Origin of the sequence: Marinimicrobium sp. ARAG 43.8 (genome assembly GCF_050113635.1) — a bacterium.
Taxonomy (GTDB): domain Bacteria; phylum Pseudomonadota; class Gammaproteobacteria; order Pseudomonadales; family Cellvibrionaceae; genus Marinimicrobium.
In genome coordinates this window covers 638,512-665,508 of record NZ_JBNJLT010000001.1, presented here as the reverse complement: position 1 = coordinate 665,508, position 26,997 = coordinate 638,512, and the positions used below count along the sequence as shown (strand labels likewise).

Annotated in this window: 16 protein-coding genes; 15 read left to right on the top strand and 1 reads right to left on the bottom strand. The window is 55.3% G+C overall.

The features are described from left to right. Positions 1-248: 248 nt before the first annotated feature. From rnr to ACQCLF_RS02805, 6 genes are all read left to right on the top strand, one after another. Positions 249-2,801 (top strand): ribonuclease R, encoded by a 2,553-nt coding sequence (gene rnr / locus ACQCLF_RS02830; protein WP_426984800.1) that lies wholly within the window; start codon positions 249-251, stop codon positions 2,799-2,801. 70 nt (positions 2,802-2,871) lie between these two features. After that, positions 2,872-3,618 carry a 23S rRNA (guanosine(2251)-2'-O)-methyltransferase RlmB gene (gene rlmB, locus ACQCLF_RS02825; protein WP_426984799.1) on the top strand — a complete coding sequence of 249 codons (747 nt, stop codon included), beginning with the start codon at positions 2,872-2,874 and terminating at the stop codon, positions 3,616-3,618. 222 nt (positions 3,619-3,840) lie between these two features. Further along, on the top strand, positions 3,841-5,511 hold the full coding sequence (locus ACQCLF_RS02820) for a ribulokinase (RefSeq protein ID WP_426984798.1): 1,671 nt from the start codon (positions 3,841-3,843) through the stop codon (positions 5,509-5,511). After that, the gene (locus tag ACQCLF_RS02815; RefSeq protein WP_426984797.1) at positions 5,508-6,200 is read left to right on the top strand and encodes an L-ribulose-5-phosphate 4-epimerase; all 693 of its coding nucleotides are present in this window, start codon (positions 5,508-5,510) and stop codon (positions 6,198-6,200) included. The genes ACQCLF_RS02820 and ACQCLF_RS02815 overlap by 4 nt, the downstream gene beginning before the upstream one ends. A 43-nt stretch (positions 6,201-6,243) precedes the next feature. After that, the gene (araA, locus tag ACQCLF_RS02810) at positions 6,244-7,746 is read left to right on the top strand and encodes an L-arabinose isomerase (RefSeq protein WP_426984796.1); all 1,503 of its coding nucleotides are present in this window, start codon (positions 6,244-6,246) and stop codon (positions 7,744-7,746) included. Positions 7,747-7,760: 14 nt separating this feature from the next. After that, positions 7,761-10,145, top strand: coding sequence for a beta-L-arabinofuranosidase domain-containing protein (locus tag ACQCLF_RS02805; RefSeq protein WP_426984795.1), 2,385 nt, complete (start codon positions 7,761-7,763; stop codon positions 10,143-10,145). A gap of 92 nt (positions 10,146-10,237) precedes the next feature. Here the strand turns inward: ACQCLF_RS02805 and ACQCLF_RS02800 are convergent, their stop codons facing one another. Then, positions 10,238-10,903 (bottom strand): SDR family oxidoreductase, encoded by a 666-nt coding sequence (locus ACQCLF_RS02800; protein WP_426984794.1) that lies wholly within the window; start codon positions 10,901-10,903, stop codon positions 10,238-10,240. A gap of 141 nt (positions 10,904-11,044) precedes the next feature. On the opposite strand from ACQCLF_RS02800, the gene ACQCLF_RS02795 reads away from it, so the two are divergent. The 9 genes from ACQCLF_RS02795 (at position 11,045) to nrdR (ending at position 26,995) form a co-directional block, all read left to right on the top strand. Then, positions 11,045-12,616, top strand: coding sequence for an FG-GAP-like repeat-containing protein (locus ACQCLF_RS02795; protein WP_426984793.1), 1,572 nt, complete (start codon positions 11,045-11,047; stop codon positions 12,614-12,616). Positions 12,617-12,881: 265 nt separating this feature from the next. Continuing rightward, positions 12,882-15,968 carry a TonB-dependent receptor gene (locus ACQCLF_RS02790; RefSeq protein WP_426984792.1) on the top strand — a complete coding sequence of 1,029 codons (3,087 nt, stop codon included), beginning with the start codon at positions 12,882-12,884 and terminating at the stop codon, positions 15,966-15,968. 420 nt (positions 15,969-16,388) lie between these two features. Next, a complete protein-coding gene (locus tag ACQCLF_RS02785) occupies positions 16,389-16,916 on the top strand; it encodes a TonB-dependent receptor plug domain-containing protein (protein ID WP_426984791.1) in 528 nt (175 codons plus the stop codon). Then, positions 16,913-19,060, top strand: a complete 2,148-nt coding sequence (locus ACQCLF_RS02780) for a TonB-dependent receptor (RefSeq protein ID WP_426984790.1) — start codon at positions 16,913-16,915, stop codon at positions 19,058-19,060. The genes ACQCLF_RS02785 and ACQCLF_RS02780 overlap by 4 nt, the downstream gene beginning before the upstream one ends. Before the next feature lie 215 nt (positions 19,061-19,275). Continuing rightward, entirely contained in the window at positions 19,276-20,337 is a 1,062-nt protein-coding gene (locus ACQCLF_RS02775) for an aldose epimerase family protein (protein WP_426984789.1), read from the top strand. A gap of 353 nt (positions 20,338-20,690) precedes the next feature. Further along, positions 20,691-23,405: a TonB-dependent receptor gene (locus tag ACQCLF_RS02770; RefSeq protein WP_426984788.1), complete on the top strand. Its 2,715-nt coding sequence runs from the start codon at positions 20,691-20,693 to the stop codon at positions 23,403-23,405. Positions 23,406-23,558: 153 nt separating this feature from the next. Further along, positions 23,559-25,502: a glycoside hydrolase family 97 catalytic domain-containing protein gene (locus tag ACQCLF_RS02765; RefSeq protein ID WP_426984787.1), complete on the top strand. Its 1,944-nt coding sequence runs from the start codon at positions 23,559-23,561 to the stop codon at positions 25,500-25,502. Positions 25,503-25,714: 212 nt separating this feature from the next. Then, entirely contained in the window at positions 25,715-26,443 is a 729-nt protein-coding gene (locus tag ACQCLF_RS02760; RefSeq protein ID WP_426984786.1) for a FadR/GntR family transcriptional regulator, read from the top strand. An 81-nt stretch (positions 26,444-26,524) separates the two neighbouring features. Then, positions 26,525-26,995, top strand: a complete 471-nt coding sequence (gene nrdR / locus ACQCLF_RS02755; RefSeq protein ID WP_426984785.1) for a transcriptional regulator NrdR — start codon at positions 26,525-26,527, stop codon at positions 26,993-26,995. Positions 26,996-26,997: the final 2 nt, after the last annotated feature.

The window sequence follows — 26,997 nt, the reverse complement described above, 5'->3', positions numbered from 1 at the left end:
GGTTGGCAGGGCGCTTTTTTGAAAAAAAGTGCGCCGCAGGGAACTCCTGCATGGGTTTATGAGCCCAACTGGCCTATAATGTCGGCAATCCGACAATCAACAGCCTTAAAAAAGGCTCTTTCCGGCGCCAAAGCCCGGCGTTGATACCCGCCGAGCTTCCTTCACACCCTATACTCCGACGTAGGTTTTCATTGGGGCGCCCTGCTGGCCCAGACAGGCCATTCATTTTTGGTACAAGGACACTTGTTTTGAGTAAAGAACCACACAATTCGCGGGACCCTCACGCTGACCGAGAGGCCCAGAAGTACGACAACCCGGTGCCCAGCCGGGAGTATATTTTGCAGCAGCTGGAGGAGGCCTCTGGCCCTGTGACACACCCCGAAGTCTGCGAGATGCTGGATATTCGGGATGAAGAAGGCGTGGAGGCAATCCGCCGACGCCTGATCGCTATGGCGCGAGATGGCCAACTGGTGAGCAACCGGCGCGGTGCCTTCGCCCATCCGGACAAGATCGACGTGATTCGTGGCCGGGTCCAGGGCCATCGCGATGGCTACGGCTTTGTGATTCCCGCTAAGGGCGGCAACGACCTCTATCTGCACAACCGCCAGATGAAACGCGTCTTCGATGGCGATGAGGTGCTGGTGCAGGTGACTGGTTCCTACCGAGGGAAAGACGAAGCCGCGATTGTCGAGGTACTGGCCCGCAACACGGAAAAACTGGCCGGGCGTTTCTTCCGGGAAGACGGAGTGCAGTTCGTCGCGCCGGAAAACGCGCGTATCACCCAGGATATTTTGGTGCCCCCCGGCGCCGAGGCCGACGCGCAGCCGGGGCAGATCGTCGTGGTGCACATTACCCAGCAGCCCGGTAAGAAAAAGCCCGCGACCGGCAAGGTCGTGCAGGTGCTGGGGGATCATATGGCGCCCGGTATGGAAATTGACCTGGCGATTGAGTCCCACGGTATTCCCAACGAGTGGCCCGCCGAGGTAACCCAGGAAGCCGAAGCGTTATCCGATCAGGTGAGTGAGACCGACAAGCAACACCGTGTAGACCTGCGGAAGCTGCCCTTCGTCACGATCGACGGCGCCGACGCCCGGGATTTTGATGATGCCGTGTTGTGTGAGCCACGTGAAAAAGGTGGCTGGCGCTTGTATGTGGCGATTGCCGACGTCTCTCATTATGTTGGTGTGGGCAGCTCCCTGGATAAAGAAGGTCGCAAACGGGGCAATTCAGTGTACTTCCCGGACCACGTCGTCCCCATGTTGCCCGAGGCGCTGTCCAACGGGCTGTGCTCGCTGAACCCGAAAGTGGATCGGCTCTGCATGGTCTGCGAAATGGATCTGGACGCCAACGGCGGCGTCGATGATTTCCGTTTCTACGAAGGGGTGATGCATTCCCACGCCCGTCTGACCTATGACCAAGTGTGGGATATTCTCCAGGCGGACGGCGATGACAGTCATCCCTTGCGCAAGGAGTTTGTCTCAGTACTGCCGCAGCTGAGCAACCTTTATCAATTGTACAAGGTCCTGCGTCGCGCCCGGGATGAGCGCGGAGCCATCGACTTCGAAACCATTGAAACGCAGATTGTCTTTAATGCGGACCGTAAGATTGACCGCATCGTGCCAGTGCAGCGCAACGACGCTCACAAACTGATTGAAGAGTGCATGCTGTGCGCCAACGTGTGCACCGCGCGTTTCCTGGAAGAGCACCACATTACCGCCCTGTACCGGGTCCATGAAGGTCCTACCCAGGAAAAGCTGGCCAACCTGCGCGAATTCCTGGGCGAGCTTGGGTTGAGCCTGGGCGGAGGGGATGACCCCACATCGGCGGATTTCCAGGCCCTGATGGCGCAAGTGCAGAGCCGTGCCGACAGCCACTTGATTCAGATGGTCATGCTGCGCACGCTGCGTCAGGCGGTGTATCAGGTGGAGAACGAAGGGCACTTTGGCCTGGGTTTTGATGCCTATACCCACTTTACCTCTCCCATCCGCCGTTACCCCGACCTGATCGTGCATCGCGCTATCCGGTCCGTCATTCGCAGTGACCGCGCATCGCGCCGTGTACGGCGGGTCGACGGTGCCAGCCCGCTGTCGCTGAAAACTATCTACCCCTACGATACCGGGGATATGGTAGTGCTGGGCGAGCATTGCTCGATGACCGAGCGCCGAGCGGATGAAGCCACCCGGGATGTGGTCAGCTGGCTCAAGTGTGAGTTCCTTCAGGATCACGTCGGAGAAGTGTTCGATGGCGTGGTCGCCTCGGTGGTCGGTTTTGGCCTGTTCGTTGAACTGAAAGAGCTGTTCGTGGAGGGGCTGGTACACGTTACCGCTCTGCCTCATGATTACTACCGCTTTGACCCTGCGCAGCACCGCCTGGTGGGCGATCGGACCCGCAAGGTATTCAGCCTGGGTGATGAACTTAAAGTGCGTGTGGTCCAGGTGGATCTGGACAGCCGAAAAATCGACTTTGAACTGGAAGCCGTTACGGCGGCCCGACGTGGCAATAAAAAGGCGTCTGGCGCGACATCGGCCAAAGGTTCAGGCTCGTCAAAAGGCGCCGGGTCCGGAAAGCGCTCGGCTGCCGGAAAAAAAGCGGGTGCGCCCCGCAAAAAGACATCGACGAAACCCTCTCACTCCAAACAGGGTCGCCATGGTCAATCACAAAGTCAGAAAACTGCGCGTGCGTCGCAAGCTGGAACAGTTCGATCGGCGCAAAAAACTTCAGCGCCTGAGAGCCAGTCTCTATTTGCGGCGGCGACAGCTGGTATCAAAAAAGCGCTGGCTAAGTTTAAAAAGAAGAGATAGACACTGCTTCCAGGAATTGAGCCGAAACGGGTTCTATGACGAAAAAACGGCGCCACGACAGGATTAATGGGTGAGTAAGCACGATATTGTTTATGGTCTGCACTCGGTGCAGGCGTTATTGAAAAGCAGCCCGCAACGGGTGCTGGAGTTGTACACCTTGCAAGGCCGGGCGGACCAGCGGTTGCAAAAGGTGCTCGCACAGGCGCAGACTCAGGGGCTGGCGGTCCAACCCATGGGGCGCGGTAAACTGGATGCGCTGGCCAACGGTGAGAATCATCAGGGGGTCGTTGCCGTCTGTCGCCCTGGTCAGGTTCACGATGAAGCTTTCCTGCTCAAACACCTTGAGCAACTGTCGCACCCGCCGTTGCTATTGGTGCTGGACGGTGTGACCGATCCACACAACCTCGGCGCCTGTCTGCGCACAGCGGAAGCCGCGGGTGTGGATGCCGTCATCGCACCGAAAGACAAATCGGCCGGGTTGACGCCCGTGGCCCGGAAAGTGGCTTGCGGGGCCGCCGAAGTGTTGCCCTTTGTGACCGTAACCAACCTGGCTCGTACCTTGAAAAAATTGCAGGACAACGGCGTCTGGCTGGTGGGCGCGGCGGGTGAAGCAGAAGCCACCGTGTTTGAGAGCGAACTGAAAGGGCCTCTGGCCCTGGTCATGGGCGCCGAAGGGGACGGTTTGCGTCGCCTGACCCGCGAAACCTGTGACTTTCTGGTCAACATTCCCATGGCTGGCACCGTCAGCAGTCTGAACGTCTCGGTGGCTACGGGTGTCTGTCTGTTTGAAGCCGTTCGCCAGCGGACGGCGGGCTGATGATCGGCACCCTGCGGGGTGCCGCCTGTGTCACTGTTAATACCTTTTGAGCCCTTCTCCCTCTGTTCTCAATCCTTCCCCGATGTTGGTGTTTTTCCGCGCAGTGATTGACGTTTAAACCGATAGAAACACATTGACAACAACTGACTCTCGAATATTATAATACAATAATAAAGTGTCATGATATTTGTACACTATACCGAATAAAGGCGAGTTTTTTGTATGACATCCTATGCCCTGGGCCTGGATTACGGCTCTGACTCTGTTCGTGCTTTACTGGTGGATACCGCTGATGGCCGTGAGATTGCCTCGAACGTGGTGGAATACCCGCGCTGGTCAAAGGGATTGTATTGCGACCCTTCGAAAGACCGCTTCCGCCAGCATCCACTGGATTATCTGGAAAGTCTTGAACAGGTCGTCACCGGCTTATGGGAACAGGCTCCGGCAGGTGCTGCGGGGCAGGTCGTCGGAGTGAGTTTTGATACCACTGGCTCCACACCCGTGGCGGTGGATGAGCAGGGCACCGCTCTGGCGCTCAAACCGGAATTTGCGGACAACCCGAACGCCATGTTCGTGCTCTGGAAAGACCACACGGCGATTCGCGAAGCCCGCGAAATTACTGAAGCCGCTGAGGCGGCGCCCATCAATTACCTGAAGTACGAGGGAGGTATTTATTCCTCGGAATGGTTCTGGGCCAAGGCGATGCACGTCATGCGCGAAGACGCCAGTGTGCAACAGGCGGCGCATATGTGGGTGGAGCACTGCGACTGGATGCCGGCGGTGCTGACCGGCACGACACATCCGGATCAGTTCCGTGCGGGCCGCTGTGCCGCCGGTCACAAAGTCATGTGGCACAAAAGCTGGAATGGCTACCCGCCCAATGAATTTTTTGCCGGTCTCGATCCCGTTCTGGATGGTTTGCGCGATCGCCTGCCCAGCGAAACCTTTACGGCCGCCGAAACCGTGGGTCCTCTCACCGACGAGTGGGCACAAAAACTGGGCTTGAGAGCCGGTGTGCCAGTGGGCTTCGGGGCGTTTGACTGCCACATGGGCGCCGTAGCGGCCAATGTTAAACCCGGTGTGCTGACCAAAGTGATGGGTACCTCTACCTGCGATATCACCGTCTCGAGTTACGACGCCATTGGTGACAAGTGCATTCGCGGAATTTGTGGCCAAGTGGATGGCTCGGTGATTCCCGGCATGGTAGGGCTGGAGGCAGGGCAGTCCGCCTTCGGTGATTTGTACGCCTGGTTTCGCGACCTGTTGAATTGGCCGGTCAAGCATTTGCTGGCCGCGACTGAGTCGTTGGATGACGCCACTCGCCAATCTCTGGTTGAGAACATTGAGCAGCGAACGTTGATCGAACTGAGCCGCGCTGCGCAAGCGATTCCTCCGGGCGAAACCGGCATCACGGCGTTGGATTGGGTTAACGGCCGACGCACACCGGATGCCGACCAGTCGCTCACCATGGCCATCAGCGGTTTGAAGATGGGCAGTCAGGCGCCGCAAATCTTTCGTTCTCTGGTGGAGGCCACCGCATTTGGTGCCCGCGCCATTATTGAACGATTTAAATCCGAAGGCGTCGCCGTTGACTCGGTGGTGGTGATTGGCGGTATTTCCAAAAAGTCCGACTTTGTGATGCAGGTGTGTGCCGACGTCTGGAATTGTCCCATTGATGTACTGGACAGTGAGCAGAGCTGTGCGCTCGGCGCGGCCATCTTCGCCGCCACTCTTGGCGGTGCCTACCCGGATGTCGCCAGCGCCCAAAAAGTGATGGCGTCACCCGTTTGTAAAACCTACCAACCCAACCCGGAACACGCCCGGTGCTACGACGCGCTGTACCGCGACTACCAGGCACTGGGTGCATTTGTGGAAACCGGAGGCCGCGCATGAGTTACCGCGAACTGAAAGAACAGGTGTATGAAGCGAACATGCAGCTCCACCATCGCAACCTGGTGGTCTACACCTGGGGCAATGTGTCTCAGGTGGATCGTGAGCGTGGCGTGGTGGCGATCAAGCCCAGCGGTGTAGCCTACGAAAACATGACCGTCGACGATATCGTCGTCGTGGATCTCGATAACACTGTTGTCGAGGGCAACTTGCGCCCCTCCTCGGACACCCGAACGCACACTCACCTGTACCGCCACTTTGAAAATATCGGTGGTGTTACTCACACGCATTCGACGTACGCTACGGCCTGGGCGCAGGCGCAACAATCGATTCCCTGTTATGGCACCACTCATGCGGATTACGCCTATGGGGACATTCCTTGTACCGCCGTGATGAGTGATGAACAAATTCAGAGGGACTACGAAGAAGAAACCGGTGTACAGATTACCGATTGTTTTCGGGAACGCAGCCCGGTGGAAACGCCCATGGTGATTATTGCCGGGCACGCTCCGTTTACCTGGGGAAAGGATGCCGCCCAGTCGGTCTATCACGCTGTGATTCTGGAAGAAATCGCGAAGATGGCCTACCTCACCAAAACGTTACAACCCCAGACGCCGCCGTTGAAGCAGGGCATCGTTGATAAACACTATCAGCGCAAGCACGGCAAAAATGCCTATTACGGCCAGAACTGACAGATAACCTTTCGGCAATACCTTTTGATTCAGGATTACAGTTATGAAGATTTACGGCGATAAAGAGATCTGGTTTGTAACAGGCTCGCAACACCTTTATGGCCCCAAGGTGCTCGAACAAGTGGCCGCGAACAGCAATGAAATCGCGGAAGGTCTGACCGGGTCCGACGCCATCTCGGCAAATATTGTGGCGCAGCCAACGGTCAAGACGCCCGATGAGATTCTGGATGTGTGTTTGCGGGCCAACAATGATGCCAACTGTGTAGGGCTAGTGTTGTGGATGCACACATTCTCTCCCGCAAAAATGTGGATCTCCGGCCTCAAAGTGCTGAGCAAGCCATATATGCACCTGCATACCCAGTTTAATGCAGCGTTGCCCTGGGCCGATATCGACATGGATTACATGAACCTGCATCAAAGCGCACACGGTGACCGCGAGTTCGGTTATATCGGCACACGCCTGCGGCAGGACCGTCGCGTCGTGGTGGGTCACTGGAAAGAAGCGCGCGTTCAGCAGGAAATCGACGACTGGTTGCGCGTGGCCATGGGTTGGAATGAATCCCAGGGCCTGAAAGTCGCCCGCTTTGGCGACAACATGCGGCAAGTAGCGGTGACGGAAGGTGACAAGGTGTCCGCGCAGATTCACTTCGGTTACGAAGTGCACGCTTTTGGCCTGGGCGATTTGGCTGAAGTGGTGAACGCTGTGAGTGATGAGGACGCCAACGCGCTGGTTGACGAGTACCTGAAAACCTATCAGGTGGATGACAATGTTCTGAAAGACGAACACCAGATGGGCATGATCAAAAACGAGGCCCGTCTGGAAATCGGTATGGAACGGTTTCTCGAAAAGGGCGGCTTCAAAGCCTTCACCAACAACTTTGAAAACCTGACCGGCCTGACTGGCCTGCCGGGCATGGCGACCCAGCGACTGATGGCCAAAGGGTATGGTTACGGTGGTGAAGGCGACTGGAAAACCGCGGCCATGACCCGCATTGTGAAAGTGATCAGCCAGGGGAAAGAGGGTGGAACCTCTTTCATGGAAGACTACACCTATAATTTTGGCGCTCGTGACCAAGTGTTGGGCGCACATATGCTGGAGATCTGCCCGACCATTGCGGCTGAAAAACCACGCCTGGAAGTGGCGCTGCACACCATTGGTATTCGTAAGGATATTGCCCGGCTGAAATTTACAGGCAAGCCTGGGCCGGCGATGAACATCACCACCGTGGATCTCGGCACCCGATTTCGGATTGTGATCAATGAGCTTGATACCGTTGCGCCCCCGGCGGACCTGCCCAAGCTTCCGGTAGCCTCTGCCCTGTGGGAGCCGCGGCCGAACCTGGGCGTCGCCGGTGCCGCCTGGATTCACGCCGGTGGTGCACACCACAGTGTGTACAGCCAGGGAGTGACCACAGAGCAAATCATTGACTTTGCAGAAATGGCCGGTGTTGAAGCGGTCGTGATTGATCAGGATACCAAAGTGCGCCAATTCAAAGATGAGCTTCGCCAGAATGCCGCTTACTATCATTTGAAACAGGGCGTCTGAGGCGCATTGAGATCATGAAAACAACACTACCTTTTGCGTTGCTCCTGCTCCTGATGAGCGGGTGCGCGACCGATAGTCGACAATCGGAGGCTGTGTCCGCTGCGGTAGAAACGTTTCCGATCAATGATGTGCGCCTCCTGGACGGCAGTCCTTTCAAGCGTGCGGAACAAACGAACCTGCAGTACATCTACGCGATGAACCCGGATCGTTTGCTGGCACCCTATCTCCGTGAAGCGGGGCTGGAACCGAAGTCCCCCAGCTACGGAAACTGGGAGAACTCGGGGCTGGACGGGCATATTGGCGGCCACTACCTCACGTCTCTGTCATTGGCCTATGCCTCGACCGGTGACGGCGAGGCACTGCAGCGTTTGCATTACATGCTGGACGAGCTGGAAAAAGCGCAAAGGGCGAATGGCAATGGATACCTGGGCGGTGTTCCCGAGAGTCTGGAGATGTGGCAGGAAATCGCACGAGGTGACATTGATGCCGACTTGTTTGGTCTAAACGACCGGTGGGTCCCCTGGTATAACCTTCACAAAATATTTGCCGGGCTGCGCGATGCCTATGTGCTTACGGGCAGCGAGCAGGCCCTGCGAATGCTGGTGAGCTTGTCGGATTGGGCTGTGGAGTTGGTGTCCGATCTGTCCGATGAGCAAATTCAGGCCATGCTGCGTACCGAGCATGGTGGCATGAATGAAGTGTTTGCGGATGTAGCGGCCATCACCGGTGATGATCGTTATTTAGTGCTCGCCCGGCAATTTTCTCATCGCCAAATACTCTCCCCATTGTTGCAGCACCAGGATCGCTTGAACGGGCTGCACGCCAATACGCAAATCCCCAAAGTGATTGGCTACAAACGTGTGGCGGAGCTGTCCGGCAACCAGGACTGGACGGAAGCCGCTGACTATTTCTGGCACACGGTCGTCAATGAACGCACCGTAGCCATTGGTGGCAATAGCGTGCGTGAGCACTTCCATCCCTCCGATGATTTTAGCGATATGGTCAGTGATCGCGAAGGGCCGGAAACCTGCAACACCTATAATATGTTGAAGCTGTCGCATATGCTTTATGCCGATGCGGCAGAACTTGAATACGTAGATTACTACGAGCGAGCATTGTATAACCATATTCTTTCGAGTCAGCACCCTGATCACGGCGGACTGGTTTATTTTACGTCCATGCGACCGGCCCATTACCGGATGTACTCGCAGCCCGAGCAAGCCATGTGGTGTTGTGTGGGGTCGGGCATTGAGAACCATTTCAAGTATGGTGAAATGGTATACGCTCATCGAGGTAATGACCTGTTTGTTAATCTGTTTATTCCTTCCCGTTTAACGTGGCAGGAGCAGGGGCTGACGCTGGTTCAGGAAACCGGTTTTCCGGACTCGGAAACCACGCGCTTTATGTTGGAGCAGGGAAATGGCGATTTTGCGTTGCATATACGCTACCCGTCATGGGTGCCTGAAGGCGCACTGCGGGCGACGGTTAATGGAACGGCGGTGGACGTGGCGGCCGGTCCCGGGGAGTACGTGGTTATTGACCGAAACTGGCGGCAGGGTGATACCGTTACGGTGACGCTGCCGATGACGACAAAACTGGAGCAGCTGCCAGACGGGTCAGAGTACTACGCCGTTGTTCACGGACCGATTGTGTTGGCGTCCCGGTCCGAGGTGTTTGAGAATGAGCGTCTGAATTTCCTGAGTGATGACAGCCGCATGGGGCATGTCGCCCACGGTGCGCTTTGTCCTCCTGATGCCATGCCCGTGATGGTTTCTGAGCCTGACGAATTCCTACAACACCTGCAACCTGTGGACGGAAAACCCCTGACCTTCAGAGCGGATGGAGGACTGGCCGCTCCGAATCAGAGCCAAGTGGAGCTGATCCCGTTCTTCCGCCTGCACGACAGTCGCTACACCGTGTATTGGCCACAGGCGGAAACGCGCAGTGCGGCTCGAATCGAGGCAGAGCGCGAGCGCCTGGCGCTGGAGGCGGCGACCATTGACAGCGTAGCGCCGGGTGAGCAGCAGCCGGAGTCCGATCACTTTTTCAAGGGAGAGGGTACCGAGGCGGGTGTGACCCTGGGGCGGCACGGGCGTCAGGCAACCGGCTGGTTCAGCTACGAGCTAAACGACCCGGAAGGCGAGGCACGGTATCTCAGAGTAACGTATTACAGTGCTGATCGGGGCAACGAATTTAGCGTTCGTATCAATGGGCATGTGATTGCGGATGTAGAACTCGAAGGGGCTCGCGAAGCCAACTTCTACTCGGTTGACTATCCGATTCCGGAAAGCGTTTCCGAGGCGGCGCGCGATGGCGTCCTCACCTTGCGGTTTGAGGCCAAAGACGGTTCCGTGGCTGGGGGGATTTTCGGTGTGCACCTGCTGCGTGAGACGCCTTGATCGGTGGTAAACCGCTGATCCGTGTTGAAAAGGGTGGAGGAGGCCATGGCGCTCCTCCACCTGATACAGCGAGCGCCGATGTGGCGGGTTGCTTACCAGGGCAAGACCTCGCCATTGGAGTGCCAAAAGGTGCCGGTGTTATCCAGAGTCAACTCATCAATACGCTGAAGTAACCGCTGGGCGGCTTCATCGGGCGTAATGTCTCCATGTCCTCCAATCATCTCTGTGCCAACCAGGCCAGGATGGAGAATGGCGACAGCCACACCTAGTCCCTTTAAGTCTTCGGCGAGGGATTTGCCGGCGGCGTTTAGTGCGGCTTTGGACATGCGATAGCCGTAGCGTCCGCCGCTGGTATTATCCGCAATGGAACCCATGCGGCTGGTAATCAGCGCGACTTTTCCGCCCTTGTTCAGTTGTGGTTGCAGCGCGTCGGTGATCATCAGCGGGGCTAGCGCATTGGTCTCGAATTGGGATCGGATACTATCGGCATCAATGTTCCCGAGGGTTTCATTACGCAGGATGCCTGCGTTATTGATAAGCAGGTCGATGGAGACTCCCTGCAAGGCTTTGGCGAGTTTTTCGGTGCCGGTGGTCGTGGTGACATCCACGCCATCAATAATATGAGCGCCGCTGTCCGCCAGGGCGTCAGACGCCTGTCGACATATCGCGTAGACCGTGTCGCCCTGGGATAGGCATCGTTTGACGAACGAGAGCCCGATACCACGGTTGGCCCCAGTAATTACCACATTCCGATTCATGACAGTTGTCCTCTACAAAGATCCAGTGCATTAGAGGTGGGGCTGCAAACTCGAGGTTTCAACCGGATGCGCGATTTTCTGATAATGTAGTCGGTTCGGCGGCCTTCGTAATCCTGACGAATGATAATACCGGAGAAAGACATGCAGTCCGTATTAAGAGGAGTGCTTCTTGGGCTCACTGTTCCCTGGTTCTTCTTACACGTCTCCACCGCAGTGGCGCAAGAGCCTGCTCAAGATGGCGAGGAACAACTGTCGGTGGAGCAAATTGTTCCCCTGGTCAAACAGTACTGTGGCGGTTGTCACGCCGTACCACATCCCTCTTTATTACCCAGAAGCAGTTGGCCGGCGGTGATCGATGTCATGGTGAACCTCGCCGAGGAGCGCACCGGGCAGCCCTATATTCCCGAGGCAGCGGTGAAACACATCAAGGCGCTGTATTACGGCAACAGTCCAGAAGAACTTGAGCGCCTGCCCTATATTGATCAATCCCATCCGAAAATGCGCTTTGCCGAAGCACTTGTTGGCGAGCCGTCCCCAATCCCGCAGATTCTCAATATCCAGAAGGTGGATTTGGGGCGCGAGGCGCGTCACAGCTTTTTGGTCAGCGATGGCGAGGCCGGCCAATTGAGTTTACTTGAAACGGACGGTGGCGAAGCGGCGGTGTGGAGAGAAACGCCTCTGGCTCAGATTGATATTCCGATAAAAGCCAGCGTGGCGGATGTCAACAACAATGGGCGTCAGGATATTCTGGTAGCCGATTTGGGGGAATTTATGCCCGTCGGGAAGCTTGCGGGCAAGATCTTTCTGTTATCGCAAAACGAGCAGGGCGGCTTTACCAAAAAACTCCTGATGCACAATCTGGGGCGAGTGAGTGATGTTCAATTAGCGGATTTGAACGGAAACGGTCATCTGGATATCGCGGTCTCTGTATTTGGCGGCGGTGATGTGGGAGAGGTATTCTGGGTTGAAAGCCGCCCTGGCGAAACGTTCAGGAAGCACGATTTAAGTGATCTCAGCGGTGCTTTAAATGTGACGCCGGTAGATCTCAATGGTGATGGCAGAATGGATCTGGTTTCGTTGATTTCCCAGGAACATGAAACCCTGATGGCCTTTATCAACCAGGGCGAAGGCCAGTTTGCGCCGATGACGATTGTCAGCGGCGGTCACCCCTTGTTTGGGGCGACCAGCCTGGTGGTGGCAGATCTGGATCAGGATGGAGACCCTGACCTGGTGTTTACCAATGGTGATGCCTTTGACACCCAGTCTGACCCCAAGCCCTACCATGGCGTGCAATGGGTTGAGAACCTGGGCGATCTGAAGTTCGCCGTCCACGATGTGGGCAGGCTCTACGGCGCAGCGAATGTAGCCGTTGGGGATCTGGACGGCGACGGCGATTTGGATCTGGTGGCCAGCAGTTGGGTCAACTACTGGGACGACCCCCGAAGGCAGTCTCTGGTTTGGTTTGAAAACGATGGCAGACAGGGTTTTCAGCCTCGGCCCATCAGTGGCAACTTTCGGGGCTTGGTGCCTTTGGAGTTGGTGGATATCACCGGTAATGGCCGTCTGGATGTGCTCACCGGTGCTTTTCGCATGGACATGGTGATGGCACGGGCGAACCCCGATTCTGAGGTTTATCCGGAGCCGACCGATGGGGGGGATAGCGACGCCAACCCTCGAATATTGATCTTTAAAAACCGGGAAGGCACACGTTGATTCAGAGCATAAGCCGTTTCAGCGTGTAGCTCTCTGGTCTTCCCTCAGAGAGTTCTCTGCTCCCCTTTACGTATTCTCACGCTGCTGCCTCGCTTCTCTCTCTTGCCTCCATGGCACGGGAGGAGTTAAGCCCATAAAGTGTGATTGACTATATTACTTTTAATAATTATATTACATTAATATATACATATCATGTTATTAGATAGGTATGTATTGCTAATTACACAATAAACACGCTCAGTCTCAAGCAGGAGAACGACATCCTATGCAATTGAATAATAAGATCAGATTTCGCAAAAAGTTCATCGTTTCGGCCGTATCCTCAATCCTGGCTGTTGGCTACGGCGGTGCCGTGCAGGCTCAGGAGCAGGCCGAAGCGAGCGATCCAGGTTCCCTGGAATCGATTGTGGTCACCGGCATTCGCAGCTCATTGCAGCGGGCCATGGATATTAAGCGCGACTCTTCAGGTGTTGTCGATGCGATTTCCGCCGAAGATATTGGTGCCTTCCCCGATACGAACCTGGCCGAGTCCCTCCAACGGATCACCGGTGTCTCTATTGACCGTGTCAACGGCGAAGGCTCTGAGGTCACCATCCGGGGTTTCGGCAGTGGCAACAACATGGTGACATTAAATGGTCGCCAAATGCCGGTCTCTCAGGTCCGTAATATCGGTGGCGGACGTCAGTCGCTGTCGGCGGGCGGCGGCAGCCGCGCTTTTGATTTCTCGAATCTCTCCTCTGAAGGTGTCTCTGGCCTGGAAGTGTACAAAACGGGCAAGGCTAACGTGGTCTCTGGAGGTCTGGGCGGCACCGTTAATATCAGTACGCTCAAGCCTCTGGACAATCCCGGGCTGAATGTCAGCGTGGGTGCGCAGGCACTGATGGACACCAGCGTGGAGTCCGGCGATGAGGTTAAGCCAGAAATTAATGGCATTATCAGTTGGACCGATTCCGAGGAGCGTTTTGGCGTACAGCTGTTTGGTTCCTTTGAAGAGCGAGACTCAGCTGCCCGCAGCGCCACCGTCAATGGCTGGCAAATACTGTCGGCGGATGAATTCTCCAACGGTTCGTTAACCACCGCTGATACACGCATCGAAAACCTGCCGACCGATTCCAGCCAGTTGGTCGCGCGCCCGCAAGATAGCGGTTATTCGATTTCAGAGTTCACCCGTGAACGTATCAATACTCACGCGACGGTGCAGTTTCGTCCGGTTGATAACCTGACCCTGACCGGCAGTGCGCTTTATGTAGAAAATGACGTAACAGAGCAGCGAGTTAACCAAAATAACTGGTTTAACACGCCCTTTAGCCGAGTTGTTTTTGATGATAGCGACATTATGCCGACGGCGATCTTCGTGGAAGAAAATCTCGGCACTGGAAACGTCAAGGATGCGCAGTTCGCACAGCAACTGATGGCCATAGAAGACAGTTTGGAAGACTATGGCGTGAATGTGGCCTGGCAGGTTAACGATCAGTTGGAGTTGAGTTTGGATTTCCACACCGGCAAATCTGAAGCCTTGGGTGGACTTCCTGGGAACCGAACAGCGGTGGATTTCGCCTTTGCAGCGCCTGTAGTCACCTCTCAATCGGCGGACTACAGGGGTAGGGTGCCAGTCCAGAATATCATTGTGGATGATAGTGTGCGCGAGGGAACCAACCCGAATGGGGGAATGGATGTTGGCGACCTGGGCTCTCAGGTATCCAACACTTTTGCGAACAGTCAAAAGCAGGAGCTGGATCAGTTCTCCTTTGATGGTGAGTGGACCTTTTCGGATAACTCCAGAGTGCAGTTTGGCATTAACTATTTGGAAACTGAAACCACACAAACCAACTTCAACGACACGCTCACACTGGGTGGCTTTGGCGTTAGCAATCCGGGTGATATCCCCGCCGGCTTGGTCGATACGTTCTGTTTAACCTGTCAGTTCGATGACTTCCCATCGGGCGCCTCCGACAGTTCGCGTGTGTCATTTATCGGTAATGCGTTAGCGCTGCTGGATGCGGTCGGTCCACAGTATGGCAACCTGGAGCCAGCGAGTAATACCTCGGACCTCATTGAGGAAGACATATTCGCCGCGTACTTCCTGTTTCAGTTGGAAGGTGAGCTGGCAAACCGCCCCGCCCGATTGACATTAGGCACGCGCTATGAAGAGACGGACCTGACCTCCACGTCGAATATCGGTATACCTCAGCGAATTATCTGGACGTCCGATAATGACTTCCTGCAGGAGTTGGGCGCGGGTGGAACCCAGAACTTTACCGTCACCAATCGCTATGACAATCTCTTGCCCAATGCAGACTTGTCGATTGACATTACCGACAAGTTGGTTGGGCGTGTGTCCTTTAGTCAAACTATTGGCCGGCCGCAGTTTAGCAACTTGACGTCACGCCAGAGCGCGGGAAATCCTGGAAGACCTACCGCGTTAGATAATGAGTTTCCCGGTGGCAGTGCCCAGAATCCAAACTTGACGCCCTTGCGATCCAATAATTTTGATGTGAGTTTCGAGTGGTATTTTGGTGACGACAGCATGCTCTCAGCAGGTTACTACGAGAAGCGTATTGACGACTTTATCGGTAACGAAACCGTTGAGCAAAACCTGTTTGGCCTGAGAGACGTTAGCTCGGGTGCGCCGGGCACCCGCTCCGGTATGGCGCTGGAGGCGATTCAAAATATTGATGGCGCCAACCTCAGTGACGTAAACCTGTTTACCATGACGGCGTTGATCGACAACTTCGGTCTGGAAAGCGCTCTGGAGCAGTTCAACGCCAACTTTGATCCCAGCGGCAGCGGCAATGCCAATCAAGCGTTTGTGGACGCCACACTGGCGGCCTATAACGTCGCTCCGAACGCTGATGATCCGCTGTATACCTTCCAGGTGGACCAGCCGATCAACCGGCGGAAAGCCAACATTGACGGTATTGAGTTGGCCTTTCAACACTTTTTCTGGGACAGCGGGTTTGGTATTCAGTTGAATTACACCACCGTGAATTCGGATGTCAATTTTGACCGCTCCGCCGATCAAACGGTCGATCAGTTTGCTCTTGTCGGGTTGAGTGACACCGCCAACGCCATTCTTATGTATGAGAAGCATGGGGTGTCGGCACGTCTCGCCTATAACTGGCGCGACCAGTTCCTGAACTCGATTTCTGGAGGCACGCCGACGTATACCGAAGACCGCGCACAGCTGGACCTCAGTGTGGCCTATGACGTCACCGACAATCTGCAGATAACCTTTGAGGGGATTAACCTGACCGAAGAGGATAATCGCCAGTTCGCCAGAACGGAAAGACAGTTGGTGTTCGCACAGGAACTGGATGCACGGTTTGCGCTGGGGGCTCGTTATAAGTTCTAACGGTAACAGATTCTGCTCTACTTTTAGGCCGCTGTTTAACAGCGGCTTTTTTTTGTCCAAAATAATGCCGTAGCCTGTCCCTCGTCTCTCTTTCCTTCCTGCTTTCTTCCTCTAGCCTCCCTAAGCCTGCCGATCGTCGTAGCCGATCGTGATTTTTGTGTCGTTTCTCGCCATGAGTGCCATTTTGGAAATTGTATTTTTTTGACGCTAAATTGTATTAATCCGAAATTTTTCCGGAAGTTGTCGCTTTTTTTGGCGAAAATCACGCATTTTTTATTTACTATATTTTTATATTACTTTATGGTTTGGCTCGACGTTAAAAATAATGAGCTTTTCAGCACGAACCTGCTTGGGTGAGCACGTGTTTGCAGCCAGTGCTCACCGGACCTGAAAAGCCTGACTAATCGACAGGAGAGAATAATGATCTTTAAACGTTCTTTGTTAAGTTGCGGGGTTTCAGTCTCCGTAATGCTCGCCAGTGCGCCGCTCTGGGTGCAAGCTCAAAGCCAGCCAACGCTTGAAGAGGTGGTGGTGACCGGTATTCGTGCCAGCTTGAATCAGGCGGCGGACATCAAAAGGGAGTCGTACAGCATTGTTGACTCAGTGGTTGCCGAGGACATTGGCAAGCTGCCGGATAATAATGTTGTTGAGTCGCTCCAGCGTGTTTCAGGTATTCAGGTAACTGACCGCGGTCAAGGTGAAACCAGTACGGTGTTGATTCGTGGTTTGTCCGATGTCAGTACTACCGTGAATGGCCGAACCATCTACGGCACCGTGGACCGCGCGATTGAACTGGCCGATATCCCATCCACGCTGGTTTCCCGTATCGACGTTAGTAAAAGCCGTTCAGCGGACCAGTATGAAAACGGGATTGCCGGCACCATCGATGTTAGAACGTTCCGCCCTTCGATTTTGACGGAGCCCGTTTTTCAGTTGCCGGCCGCATGATTCATCAGGAAGAAGTGGATGAAACCGATCCGGTTATCAGCGCGCTGGCGAGCAACCGCTGGCAAACCGATACCGGGGATTTCGGGGCGTTGATCAACCTCTCCTACTCTAAAACGAGCTACAGGGATCAAACCGCCACCAGTGGTGCCCAGCTGCCGTACATTAAGAACGGAAGAGACCTGCCGAATGATCCGTCCGTTACCGACCCCGAAACGGGTGACGTCGTTGATCAGCGCTATTTGCCCATGCAGCGAATTTACCCCACAAGACCGGGCGTTTCCCAGAATCCTATCTGGCAGGCAGGGCTGGATAACGGGCTCCCCACCGAGGCCGGTTCGACGCTGGATATCAACGATGGCTCGGCCGAGTATGTTATGGCACGCGATGCATTGATTCTGCCGGATTTTACCGGCGAGCGTGAGCGGCCGAATGCCAATATCTCGCTGCAGTTTTCTCCAAACGACGATTCTGAATACTACTTTGAAGCGCTCTATAACGGTTCTCATAACCGGCTTCACAACTTAATGTACTTCGCGTTTGTAGATGGCTGGGAATCGCTGAGCGACATTTCAGAGAATGTGGAAGATACCTATGAGCTGTACCCAGGGACCAACGTGGTTCGTGAGAGAATGGTGCGTAACACGGATGTGTTTACCAGTGGCGACTTCACCGAAACCAAAAGCAACAGCTATGTATACGCGCTCGGTGGCGAATGGAATCTTTCGGAGAATTTTGATGTGCGCTCGGAGCTGGTCTACCAGGAGAGCGATTATGAGCGTGAGTTCTTCGGGATGCGGGCGAATGATCAACATTGGCAGGCGACCACTAATTTTGACGGCGTGCCCGGTTTAACATTTGCGGACAATCCCGAAACACCCGATGTCGATGAATCCAACCTGACGGACCCCTCGCTATACACCATGGGGGCGATCTACGACAACGCCGATGAGGAAACCGGCTCGGGTGTGACGTTTACCGCCGATGCGGAATACTGGACCCAGAGCGACCTGTTTCCAAAGATCGAATTCGGCGTTCGCTGGGATGACCGGGACGCAAGCATATCCCGACGCGATCAGGACTCGGAGGAGATGGGGTGTGAAGCCCGTCAGCCAACGGAAGGTTACACGCCGGCGTGTGACTTCTCGACTTACGATGGGTTGCAAAAAATTAACGAGGGATATCTGGAGGGGCATGCCAACGTGCCGCGTGGCTGGATGTCGGCGGACAGCAGCTATGTGTCCGCCAATCGTGAGCTGTTCCGCGAACTCTATAATATGGAGCTAAACCCGCAATTCCGTAAAACATTCGAAGCGGATGAGCGGAACGCCGCGCTTTATGCCAAAGTAAGGTTTGAAGCTGACTTGATGGGCCGCACGCTGGACGGTGAAGTCGGTGGGCGTTATGTGGATGTGTTAACTGAAACCGTGTTCTACGACCAGCAGTCCGGAATGGCGAGCGAAGGCGAGACGACGACGTCTGAATTTCTTCCCAGTGCCCAGCTTCGGTATCATCTTACTGATGATTGGCTGGTGCGCTTTTCCTACTCAGAAGCCCTTCGTATGCCGGGCTTTAACGATCTCAACCCCACCATTACGTACAACAGTGACCTGAGTAATGTTGGGTACGGCACGGCCAGTGGTGGCAATGAAAACCTGAAACCCACTACCTCAGAAAATCTGGACTTGTCGCTGGAGTGGTATTTTGGCGACGCGAGTTACACCTATGTCACGTTGTTTGAGCGCAAGGTGGAAGGGTTGGTCATTCCGTTCCGAAGCTCCATTCAGGCGGACGTGGAAGGTGTGAATGTCGATACGTTTATTCTGGATCGTCCTGAAAATGCGTCGAATGGCGTTTTGAGGGGGGCAGAGTTGGGCCTGACGTATTTCCCGGAGAATTTACCGGCGGCTCTGGATGGGTTGGGCATGGTTGCCAGCGCGACTTTCCTGGATTCGGAACAGGACATCCCTGTGCCGGATGAGCAGGCGAATCAGGTGGATACGCGAACGGAGCCATTTTTCGGGGTATCCGATTCCTCATACAGCGTGACATTGGCTTACGAGCGCCCGACCTTTGATGCCCGCTTGTCCTATATCTGGCGCGAAGACGCCATTAATAGAAATGATGCAGGAGCGCTATGGCAATAGTTATCTGCACTCGCACGTCAGCACACTTTATAGTCGCAACTTTGCCTTGGGGGCTCGTTATTCCTTCTGATCGGCTGGAGGGGTAGCGCGTAATCTGTTGAGACCGGCTTGGCCAACCTTTAAGGTTGGCCTTTTTTATTTGCGGTTTACCGCTGGCCCACGCCGTATAGGCTGGTATACCATTTAGCCATTTTTCACGCGAGAGGAATCGTGTTATGCCTGTGCTTATTACCCCTTTTGGAACCTTGCCCGATGGTCGGCCAGTGTCTCAATGTGTGCTCACCAACCCGGCGGGTATGGAGGTTCGGCTGCTGAACTACGGTGGCATTATTACGCATCTTTTTGCGCCTGACCGACATGGGGAACTGGCGGATGTGGTTCTGGGGTTTGATGAGCTGGCTCCCTACTTCACAGACTCTCCTTACTTTGGTGCCATCATCGGACGCTTTGGTAACCGGATTGCCAAGGGTTCTTTTTCGCTGGGAGGTGAAACTTTCCAACTGGATCAGAACGACGGCGAGAATCACATTCATGGCGGGGTGGAAGGTTTCGACAAAAAACTTTGGGAGATGGAAGCCCTGGACAACGGAGACGACGCTGGGGTTCGTTTAACGCTGATAAGCCCGGATGGAGATCAGGGTTATCCCGGAGAGTTGCGGGTGCAGGTGGATTATCGACTGACGCCGGACAATCGGCTGGTCACAGAATACCAGGCCACCACAACCCGGGCCACGCCCGTCAACCTGACCCAGCACAGCTATTTTAATTTGGCGGCACAGGGGAACGTTCTGGAACACATTCTGGAATTAAATGCCTCTCAGTTCACTCCCGTCAATGAAGGTCTGATTCCGGAAGGTGACCTGACCAACGTGCAGGGTACGCCGTTTGACTTCACAAAACCGCAGCGTCTGGGCGCGGGCATCGGCGAAGCCCACCCCCAGCTCCAACGGGTCAATGGTGGTTATGATCACAACTTCGTGATTGATCGAGACAAGCCTAATGCCGGGGAAGAAGTCTTTGCGGCGCGCGCGCATGAACCGCACTCCGGACGGGTTTTAGAGGTCTGGACCACAGAGCCGTGCTTCCAGCTTTACACCAGTAACTTTCTGGATGGCACAGTAGTGGGCAAAAAGCAGCGACAGGTTCGCCATGGCGCTTTCTGCATCGAACCTCAGCACTTCCCGGACTCTCCCAACCAAAGCCGTTTTCCCAGCACCATTTTACAGCCTGGGGAGCGCTACTACTCCCGGATGAGCTTTCGTTTCTCCGCTCAGTAAGTCGTTCCCTGGGCCGTTGTCCTTTGCAGTGAGCCTCTAACCTAACGGCTCGCGACCTTCCAAAGGCGCCAATCACCAAGGGTGATTGGCGCCTTTTTCATTATAAATGCCCGCAAATTCGAGGAACAGCCGACTATTGGCTGCTAAAGAAACTATTTTCCATTTTTCATATTGATGATATAGAAATAATATATTATAAATAGCGGAGACGGGTGACGTTTCAAGCCCGCTACCAAGACACAAGCCCCCAAGGGCGACAGTGAAATAATGATAAGAGGTAAACGATAATGATTTTCAAACGATCTTTAATAGCCAGCGCGCTATCCGCGGTTGTAGTGGGAAGTCCTGCGGTTATGGCGCAAGAAGCTTCGAATCAGGCCCTGGAGGAAGTCGTCGTCACAGGGATTCGCAGCAGCCTTCAGCAAGCCATGGATATCAAGCGCAATTCCGACGCTATGGTTGACTCCATCGCCTCCGAAAGCCTGGGCAAGTTCCCCGATACCAATATTGCCGAATCCCTTCAGCGCATCACCGGTGTCTCCATTGACCGCAGCGGTGGGGAAGGGCAGAGCGTCACGGTCCGCGGGTTTGGCCCACAGTTCAACACCGTTTTGCTCAATGGTCGTCGCCAGGTGTCGGATACCGGCGCACGTTCTTTTAACTTTGACAATCTTCCTGCGGAGCTGGTATCCCGCGTGGATGTGTATAAAAGCTCTCAAGCCCGGCTTCAGTCGGGTGGGATCGGCTCTACCATTGTGATGCACACGCCCCGCCCTCTGGATATTGGCAGTTTCCAGGCGGTGGGTTCTGTGAAGGCGCTGCATGAAGACCTGTCGGGGGAAACCACGCCTCAATTGTTTGGTATGGTCAGCAACACGTTTGCTGACGGCCGCGTTGGGGCATTGTTGTCCGTGGGTTATGACAAGCGTGAAAACCGCATAGAGCGCTTCCTGACGGATGGCATACTCACGGCCCCCCGTGATGACATGTCGCTGATCGCCGACGACTTGGCGCAGCAGGGCTACAGTGCGGATGACCAGTTCTTTATTCCCCAGGTGTTTAATATCAGCCCGATTAACGAGCAGCGGGAACGCTTCAACGTCAACAGCACCTTGCAGTTTGAAGCCACGGACAATCTCACGCTGACTCTGGACGCGATGTACAACGACTTTGATGTGCAGACCCAGTCCAACACCCTGACATTTTTCGTGACGCCCTCCATTATTACAGACGCCACTTTCGATGAGAATCGCACGGCGATCGAGTTTACCCAAAACCAAAATGCCGCCACTGACTTTTCGGTTGCCGAACGTAGCCGACCGTCGGAGTCACAGGCGTTTGGTTTCAATGCCGACTGGGATTTTGCACCCGGATGGAATGTGGCCTTTGACACCAGCTACTCCAAGGCGGAGTCCGGCGGTGCCGGCGGTACGAACGTGGGCGTATTTGGCTTTCGCGAAAACGGCTTTACGCTGAGCTACGATGAAAATGGCATTCCCTCCTACAGTGGCGTTACCGACGAGCAGATTAACAACCTCGATTTGCCCAACGCGCACTTTTTCATGCGCGGGATTGGTGGCGGCCCGCTGGGCGGCGCGGCTGACATTGAGCACGACCTGTTTGAACAGCGTGTGGACTTCGAGTGGCAGGCCGAGAAGGGCGCTCTGAAAACGGTAACGTTCGGCGCGCATTACTCCGACGAGTCCGAAAGTACCACAAACCGCACTTCCGACAATGCCTGTATTTATTGCGGTTATCTGGCCGATGTACCCAACGAGTTTTTAGGGCTGGCTGAAGAGGGCGGCAACTACATGGGCGGCGATATTGATGTGCCGCTGACCTGGCAAACGGCCGATCTGGACGGGTTGATTTCCTACCTCGAAACCCCCGAAGCGGCGGCGGATATGGACGCTGCTGCGGGGCTGGAGCCCGGCACCACCCAGGCGGCTCTGGATGAAGCGGGCGGCTATGCGTTGCGCCAGCAGTCCACCTCGACGGAAATTGATGAAGAAGTCCTGTCGTTTTACGTTAACCTGAACTTCGCAGGTGTTCTGGCGGATATGCCCTGGAGTGTGAACACCGGGTTGCGGTATGTGGACACTGAAACCACGCCATACGGTATATCGGCTCCATTATTGGATCTTCGGGAAATTCCCAGTGACCCGACAGGCTATGATGTGGTTGATGGTAACGAGCAGGTAGTGAGCGCCAATAATACCTACGAGGATTGGCTGCCTACTTTGGATGCCCGCTTGAATATTACCGATGACCTGGTGGCGCGGTTTGCGGCGTCCCGTACGTTGACACGTCCGCCTTTCGGCGCATTGTCGCCGCGCACCACCGTCGGTTCCGCCCGGCCCGGCAACCTGCAGGCCAGCAGCGGCAACCCCAATCTTGAGCCCTACAGTTCCGACAACCTCGATGTGGCACTGGAATGGTATTACCAGGAAAGTGGCTATTTGACGGTGGGGTTTTTCCAGAAAAAGGTAGACAACTTCCTGGTCAGCACCGTGCAGCAGCAGGCGTTTGAAATTCAGGATCAGGATAACCTGTTCGAAGGTAACCCCATCTTTGAAGTGAGTTTGCAGGACAACCTGGAAAAAGCGACGGTGGATGGTGTGGAACTTGGCTTCCAGCACACGTTCGATTATTTGCCGGGGCTTTGGAGCGGCTTTGGTTTCACCGCGAATGCCACGCTGGTGGACAGTGATGCCGAACTGGATACCGGCGATCTGACGCAGACCTTTGCGTTGGAAGGGCTTGGCAACTCCTACAACGTTGTGGGCTTCTACGAGGCGGGGAATTTTGAAGCCCGGCTGGCCTGGAACCTGCGTGACCGCTTCCTGCAAACAGCGGTGGGTTTTGGCGGCGAGCCGACGTTTGTTGAAGACTACGAGCAAGTGGATGCGCGCGTGAGCTATGCATTGAGTGAAACACTGTCAGTATTTGTCGAAGGTGTAAATATCACGGACGAGAAGTATCAGAAGGTGGGCCGTTACGACAACCACATTCTGTTGCGTGAGCAAACAGGACCCCGCTACACCGTGGGGATTCGCGCCGAGTTTTAAGGCCGAATCAATTTTGACCCGACATCAGGTTTGGGTTTGTCTGGAGCGCTTGCTTTGCCCGCCCTTTATGGGCGGGCCATTTTTATCGTTGAGCCCGGCCTCCCCGCCCTGTCACATCATCGCAACTTCGTTTAGTAAAGGAGCATAATAGTAATGAAGGCTTTTCTGTTTATTCTGTCTGCCATTTGGCTGCTGAGCGCCTGCCAAAGCCAGTCACCGTCCCAACAGCCGCTGGAGCTCAGCAGCCCGGATGGTCATGTGCGAGTGAGCGTTTCTTTGGGAGCGGAAGGTGAGCCCTCCTACCGCATTTTTTATCGTGATCAGACGATCATGGAGCCCTCGGCGCTGGGGATGAACTTATCCGATGGCGAATTCAGCCGGCAGCTGACTCTGGAAAAAGTGTTTGCACCGACCGTCGTCGACGAACAGTACCGTCTGAGCCACGGCAAACAACGGCGTGTGGACTACACCGCGAACGAGCGCCGCATTCGGTTTGCCAACCCGCAGGGCGACTTGATGGAAGTTGTGTTTCGCGCGACTAATGACGGCATCGCCTTTCGCTACCACTTCCCGGGAGAGTCCGATCAAGTCACTGAAGTTATTCGGGAAACCACATCGTTCCGTTTCGCCGAATCAGCGCAAGCCTGGTTGCAGCCGATGCAGGTGGTGAAAACCGGCTTCGAGGGCACTAACCCGGCTTATGAAGAGCATTACGAGATGGAAATTCCCGTGGGTACGCCGTCGCCCTCAGAGGCTGGGTGGGTATTCCCGGCGCTTTTCCAGACGGGTGAGACCTGGGTCTTGCTGAGCGAGGTGGGCATGCAAAGCAATTTCCACGCCTCGCGCTTAAAAGCCGAGTCGCCCAACGGCGAGTATGTCATTGATGGCCCCATGAAAGGCGAAGTCTTCACGGGCGGGCGTCTCATGGCCAACGATACGCGTCCTTTCTCTTCGCCCTGGCGCACGATCACCCTGGGTTCTCTGGCGAAAATCACCGCCTCTCATATGGGAACAGACCTGGCTGAACCGGCAATCGATATGGATCAATCGTTCATTGAGCCGGGCATGGCGAGCTGGAGCTGGGGACTGCTGAAAGATGACTCAATTACCTATGACATCCAAAAGCAGTTTATCGATTACGCCGCCGATATGGGCTGGGAGTACTCGCTGGTGGATGTGAACTGGGACCGTACCATCGGCTACGAGCGGATGCAGGAGTTGGTGGACTATGCGGCGGAAAAACAGGTGGGATTATTCCTTTGGTACAACTCCTCGGGCGACTGGAATACCACCACCTATTCGCCCAAAAGCCGGCTGGTCAACCGTGAGGACCGGCGCGAGGAATTTGCGCGTTTGCAGGAAATGGGCGTGCGCGGCGTGAAGATTGATTTCTTCCCTGGCGATGGGCAATCCTCCATGGCGTATTATCGCGATATTCTTGAGGATGCCGCTGACTTTCATTTGATGGTCAACCACCACGGCTCCACGTTGCCTCGGGGCATTCACCGTACCTATCCGCACATGATGACGATGGAGTCCGTTCACGGTATGGAAATGGTGACCTTTGGCCAGGGCTCGGCGGATTTGGAAGCCAGCCATGTGGCCATGCTGCCCTTTGCCCGCAACGTGTTTGACCCGATGGACTACACCCCGACCGTGTTCGATACATTGAGAAATCCCAGTGTGCAGCGCAAGACGCGAAATGGTTTGCAGCTGGCTCTGCCGGTAGTCTTCCTGTCGGGTATTGAACACATTGTCGAAACCCCCGAAGGCATGGACACAGTCCCGGAGTATGTCAGGGACTTTATGAGCAATGTGCCGGTGGTGTGGGATGAGTCACGTCTTGTGGAAGGTTATCCGGGTAAGTACGCGGTATTTGCCCGCCGTTCCGGCAGCGCCTGGTACATCGCTGGCATTAACGGCACCGCGTCGGAGCAGACCTTGACGCTGGACCTGTCATTCCTTAATGACCGCAACGGCACCGTGATCACCGATGGGCCGGAGCCCCGCTCGTTTGTTCGGCGCGATGTGACCGCGTCCGACCACGTTGAAGTGACGATGCAGCCAACGGGCGGTTTTGTCATCACGTACCACTGAGGCAGGAGGGAGAACCGGTTGCCAGCGGTTCTCCCTCCCTCTCTCTCTCAAGCGCAGTGTTTCCGGGGGGATGGGAGCCTGCCTGCGTTGATTTAGTCCTTAAAGTCCTTCTGCTATTAAGTCCTATTATCCGATAATCTCTTTATTGAACTTTGGCATTGAACACGCTACCTTTGCAGCCTTGAAGCCCAATCCCGACATGGAACCCCGAAATGGCCGTATTCGAGCGCAACTTTAACCTGTCCCAGCGCATGACTCAGGAGCTGGGGAAAGCCATTGTCTGTGGTGTTTATCCCAAGGACGAAAGCCTGCCCACCGAGGCAGAATTGTGCGAGCAGTTCGGTGTCAGCCGCACCGCCGTGCGCGAAGCGGTAAAAATGCTCTCGGCCAAAGGGCTGATTTCCAGCCGTCCCCGCCAGGGAATCCGGATTCTGCCCGAACAGGAGTGGAATATTTTCGACTCCGACCTGTTGCGCTGGTCGCTTGAAGGCAATCCCTCCATGAACGTGCTGCGTGAATTTTTGCAGATGCGTATCGCTATTGAACCCGAGGCCGCCTCTTTGGCCGCTCGCTTCGCCGATGATGCTGATATTGAGCGCATTGGGGACGCGCTGGAAGGCATGCGCCTGGCCAGTCGCCCGGAGGAGGCGTTGCAGGCGGATATCGATTTCCATGTCAGCGTCCTGTTCGCCAGCCGGAACCGCTTCTATATCCGTTTGCGCGACTTCATCCAGACAGCGCTTAATGTCAGTATTCGGCACACCAACGTGATCAAGGGCGACCACGCCGCCGTGATTGAGGATCACGCGAAAGTGTACAACGCCATCCGCAATCGCAACGCCGGACGGGCCAAAGCGGCGATGCTGGTGTTGATTGATGAGGCGCTGACGTTTATCGAAGACGAGTTGGCCAAGGTCGGGCAGGCCGTGCCCGAAGCCTGATTGGAGTGACCGATTCTGGGGCGTTCGCGGCAAACTGTGCTAAGATGCGCGCAGTTTTATTAGCCACGAGGCCCCTGTGCCATGCACTGTCCTTTCTGCGGCGCCGAAGAAACCAAAGTTGTCGATTCCCGGCTGGTGGCCGAAGGCGATCAGATTCGTCGTCGTCGCCAATGCCTGTCCTGCAGCGAGCGTTTTACCACTTATGAAGTGGCCGAGTTGGTGATGCCGCGCATCATCAAACAAGACGGTACGCGCGAACCCTTTGATGAAGCCAAGCTGCGAGCGGGACTGCTGCGCGCGCTGGAAAAACGGCCGGTTAGCATCGAATCCATCGAATCCGCCCTTAACCAGATCAAGCATTTCCTCCAGGCCACCGGCGAGCGGGAAGTGCCGTCTTTGCGGGTGGGCGAAAAAGTCATGGAAGAATTGCGCAAGCTGGACGAAGTGGCCTATGTGCGTTTTGCGTCTGTTTACCGGCGCTTTAAAGACCTGAACGAGTTCCGGGAAGAAATTGACCGTTTGGAGCGCCACGAGCCCGGAGCCAAAATCTAAGC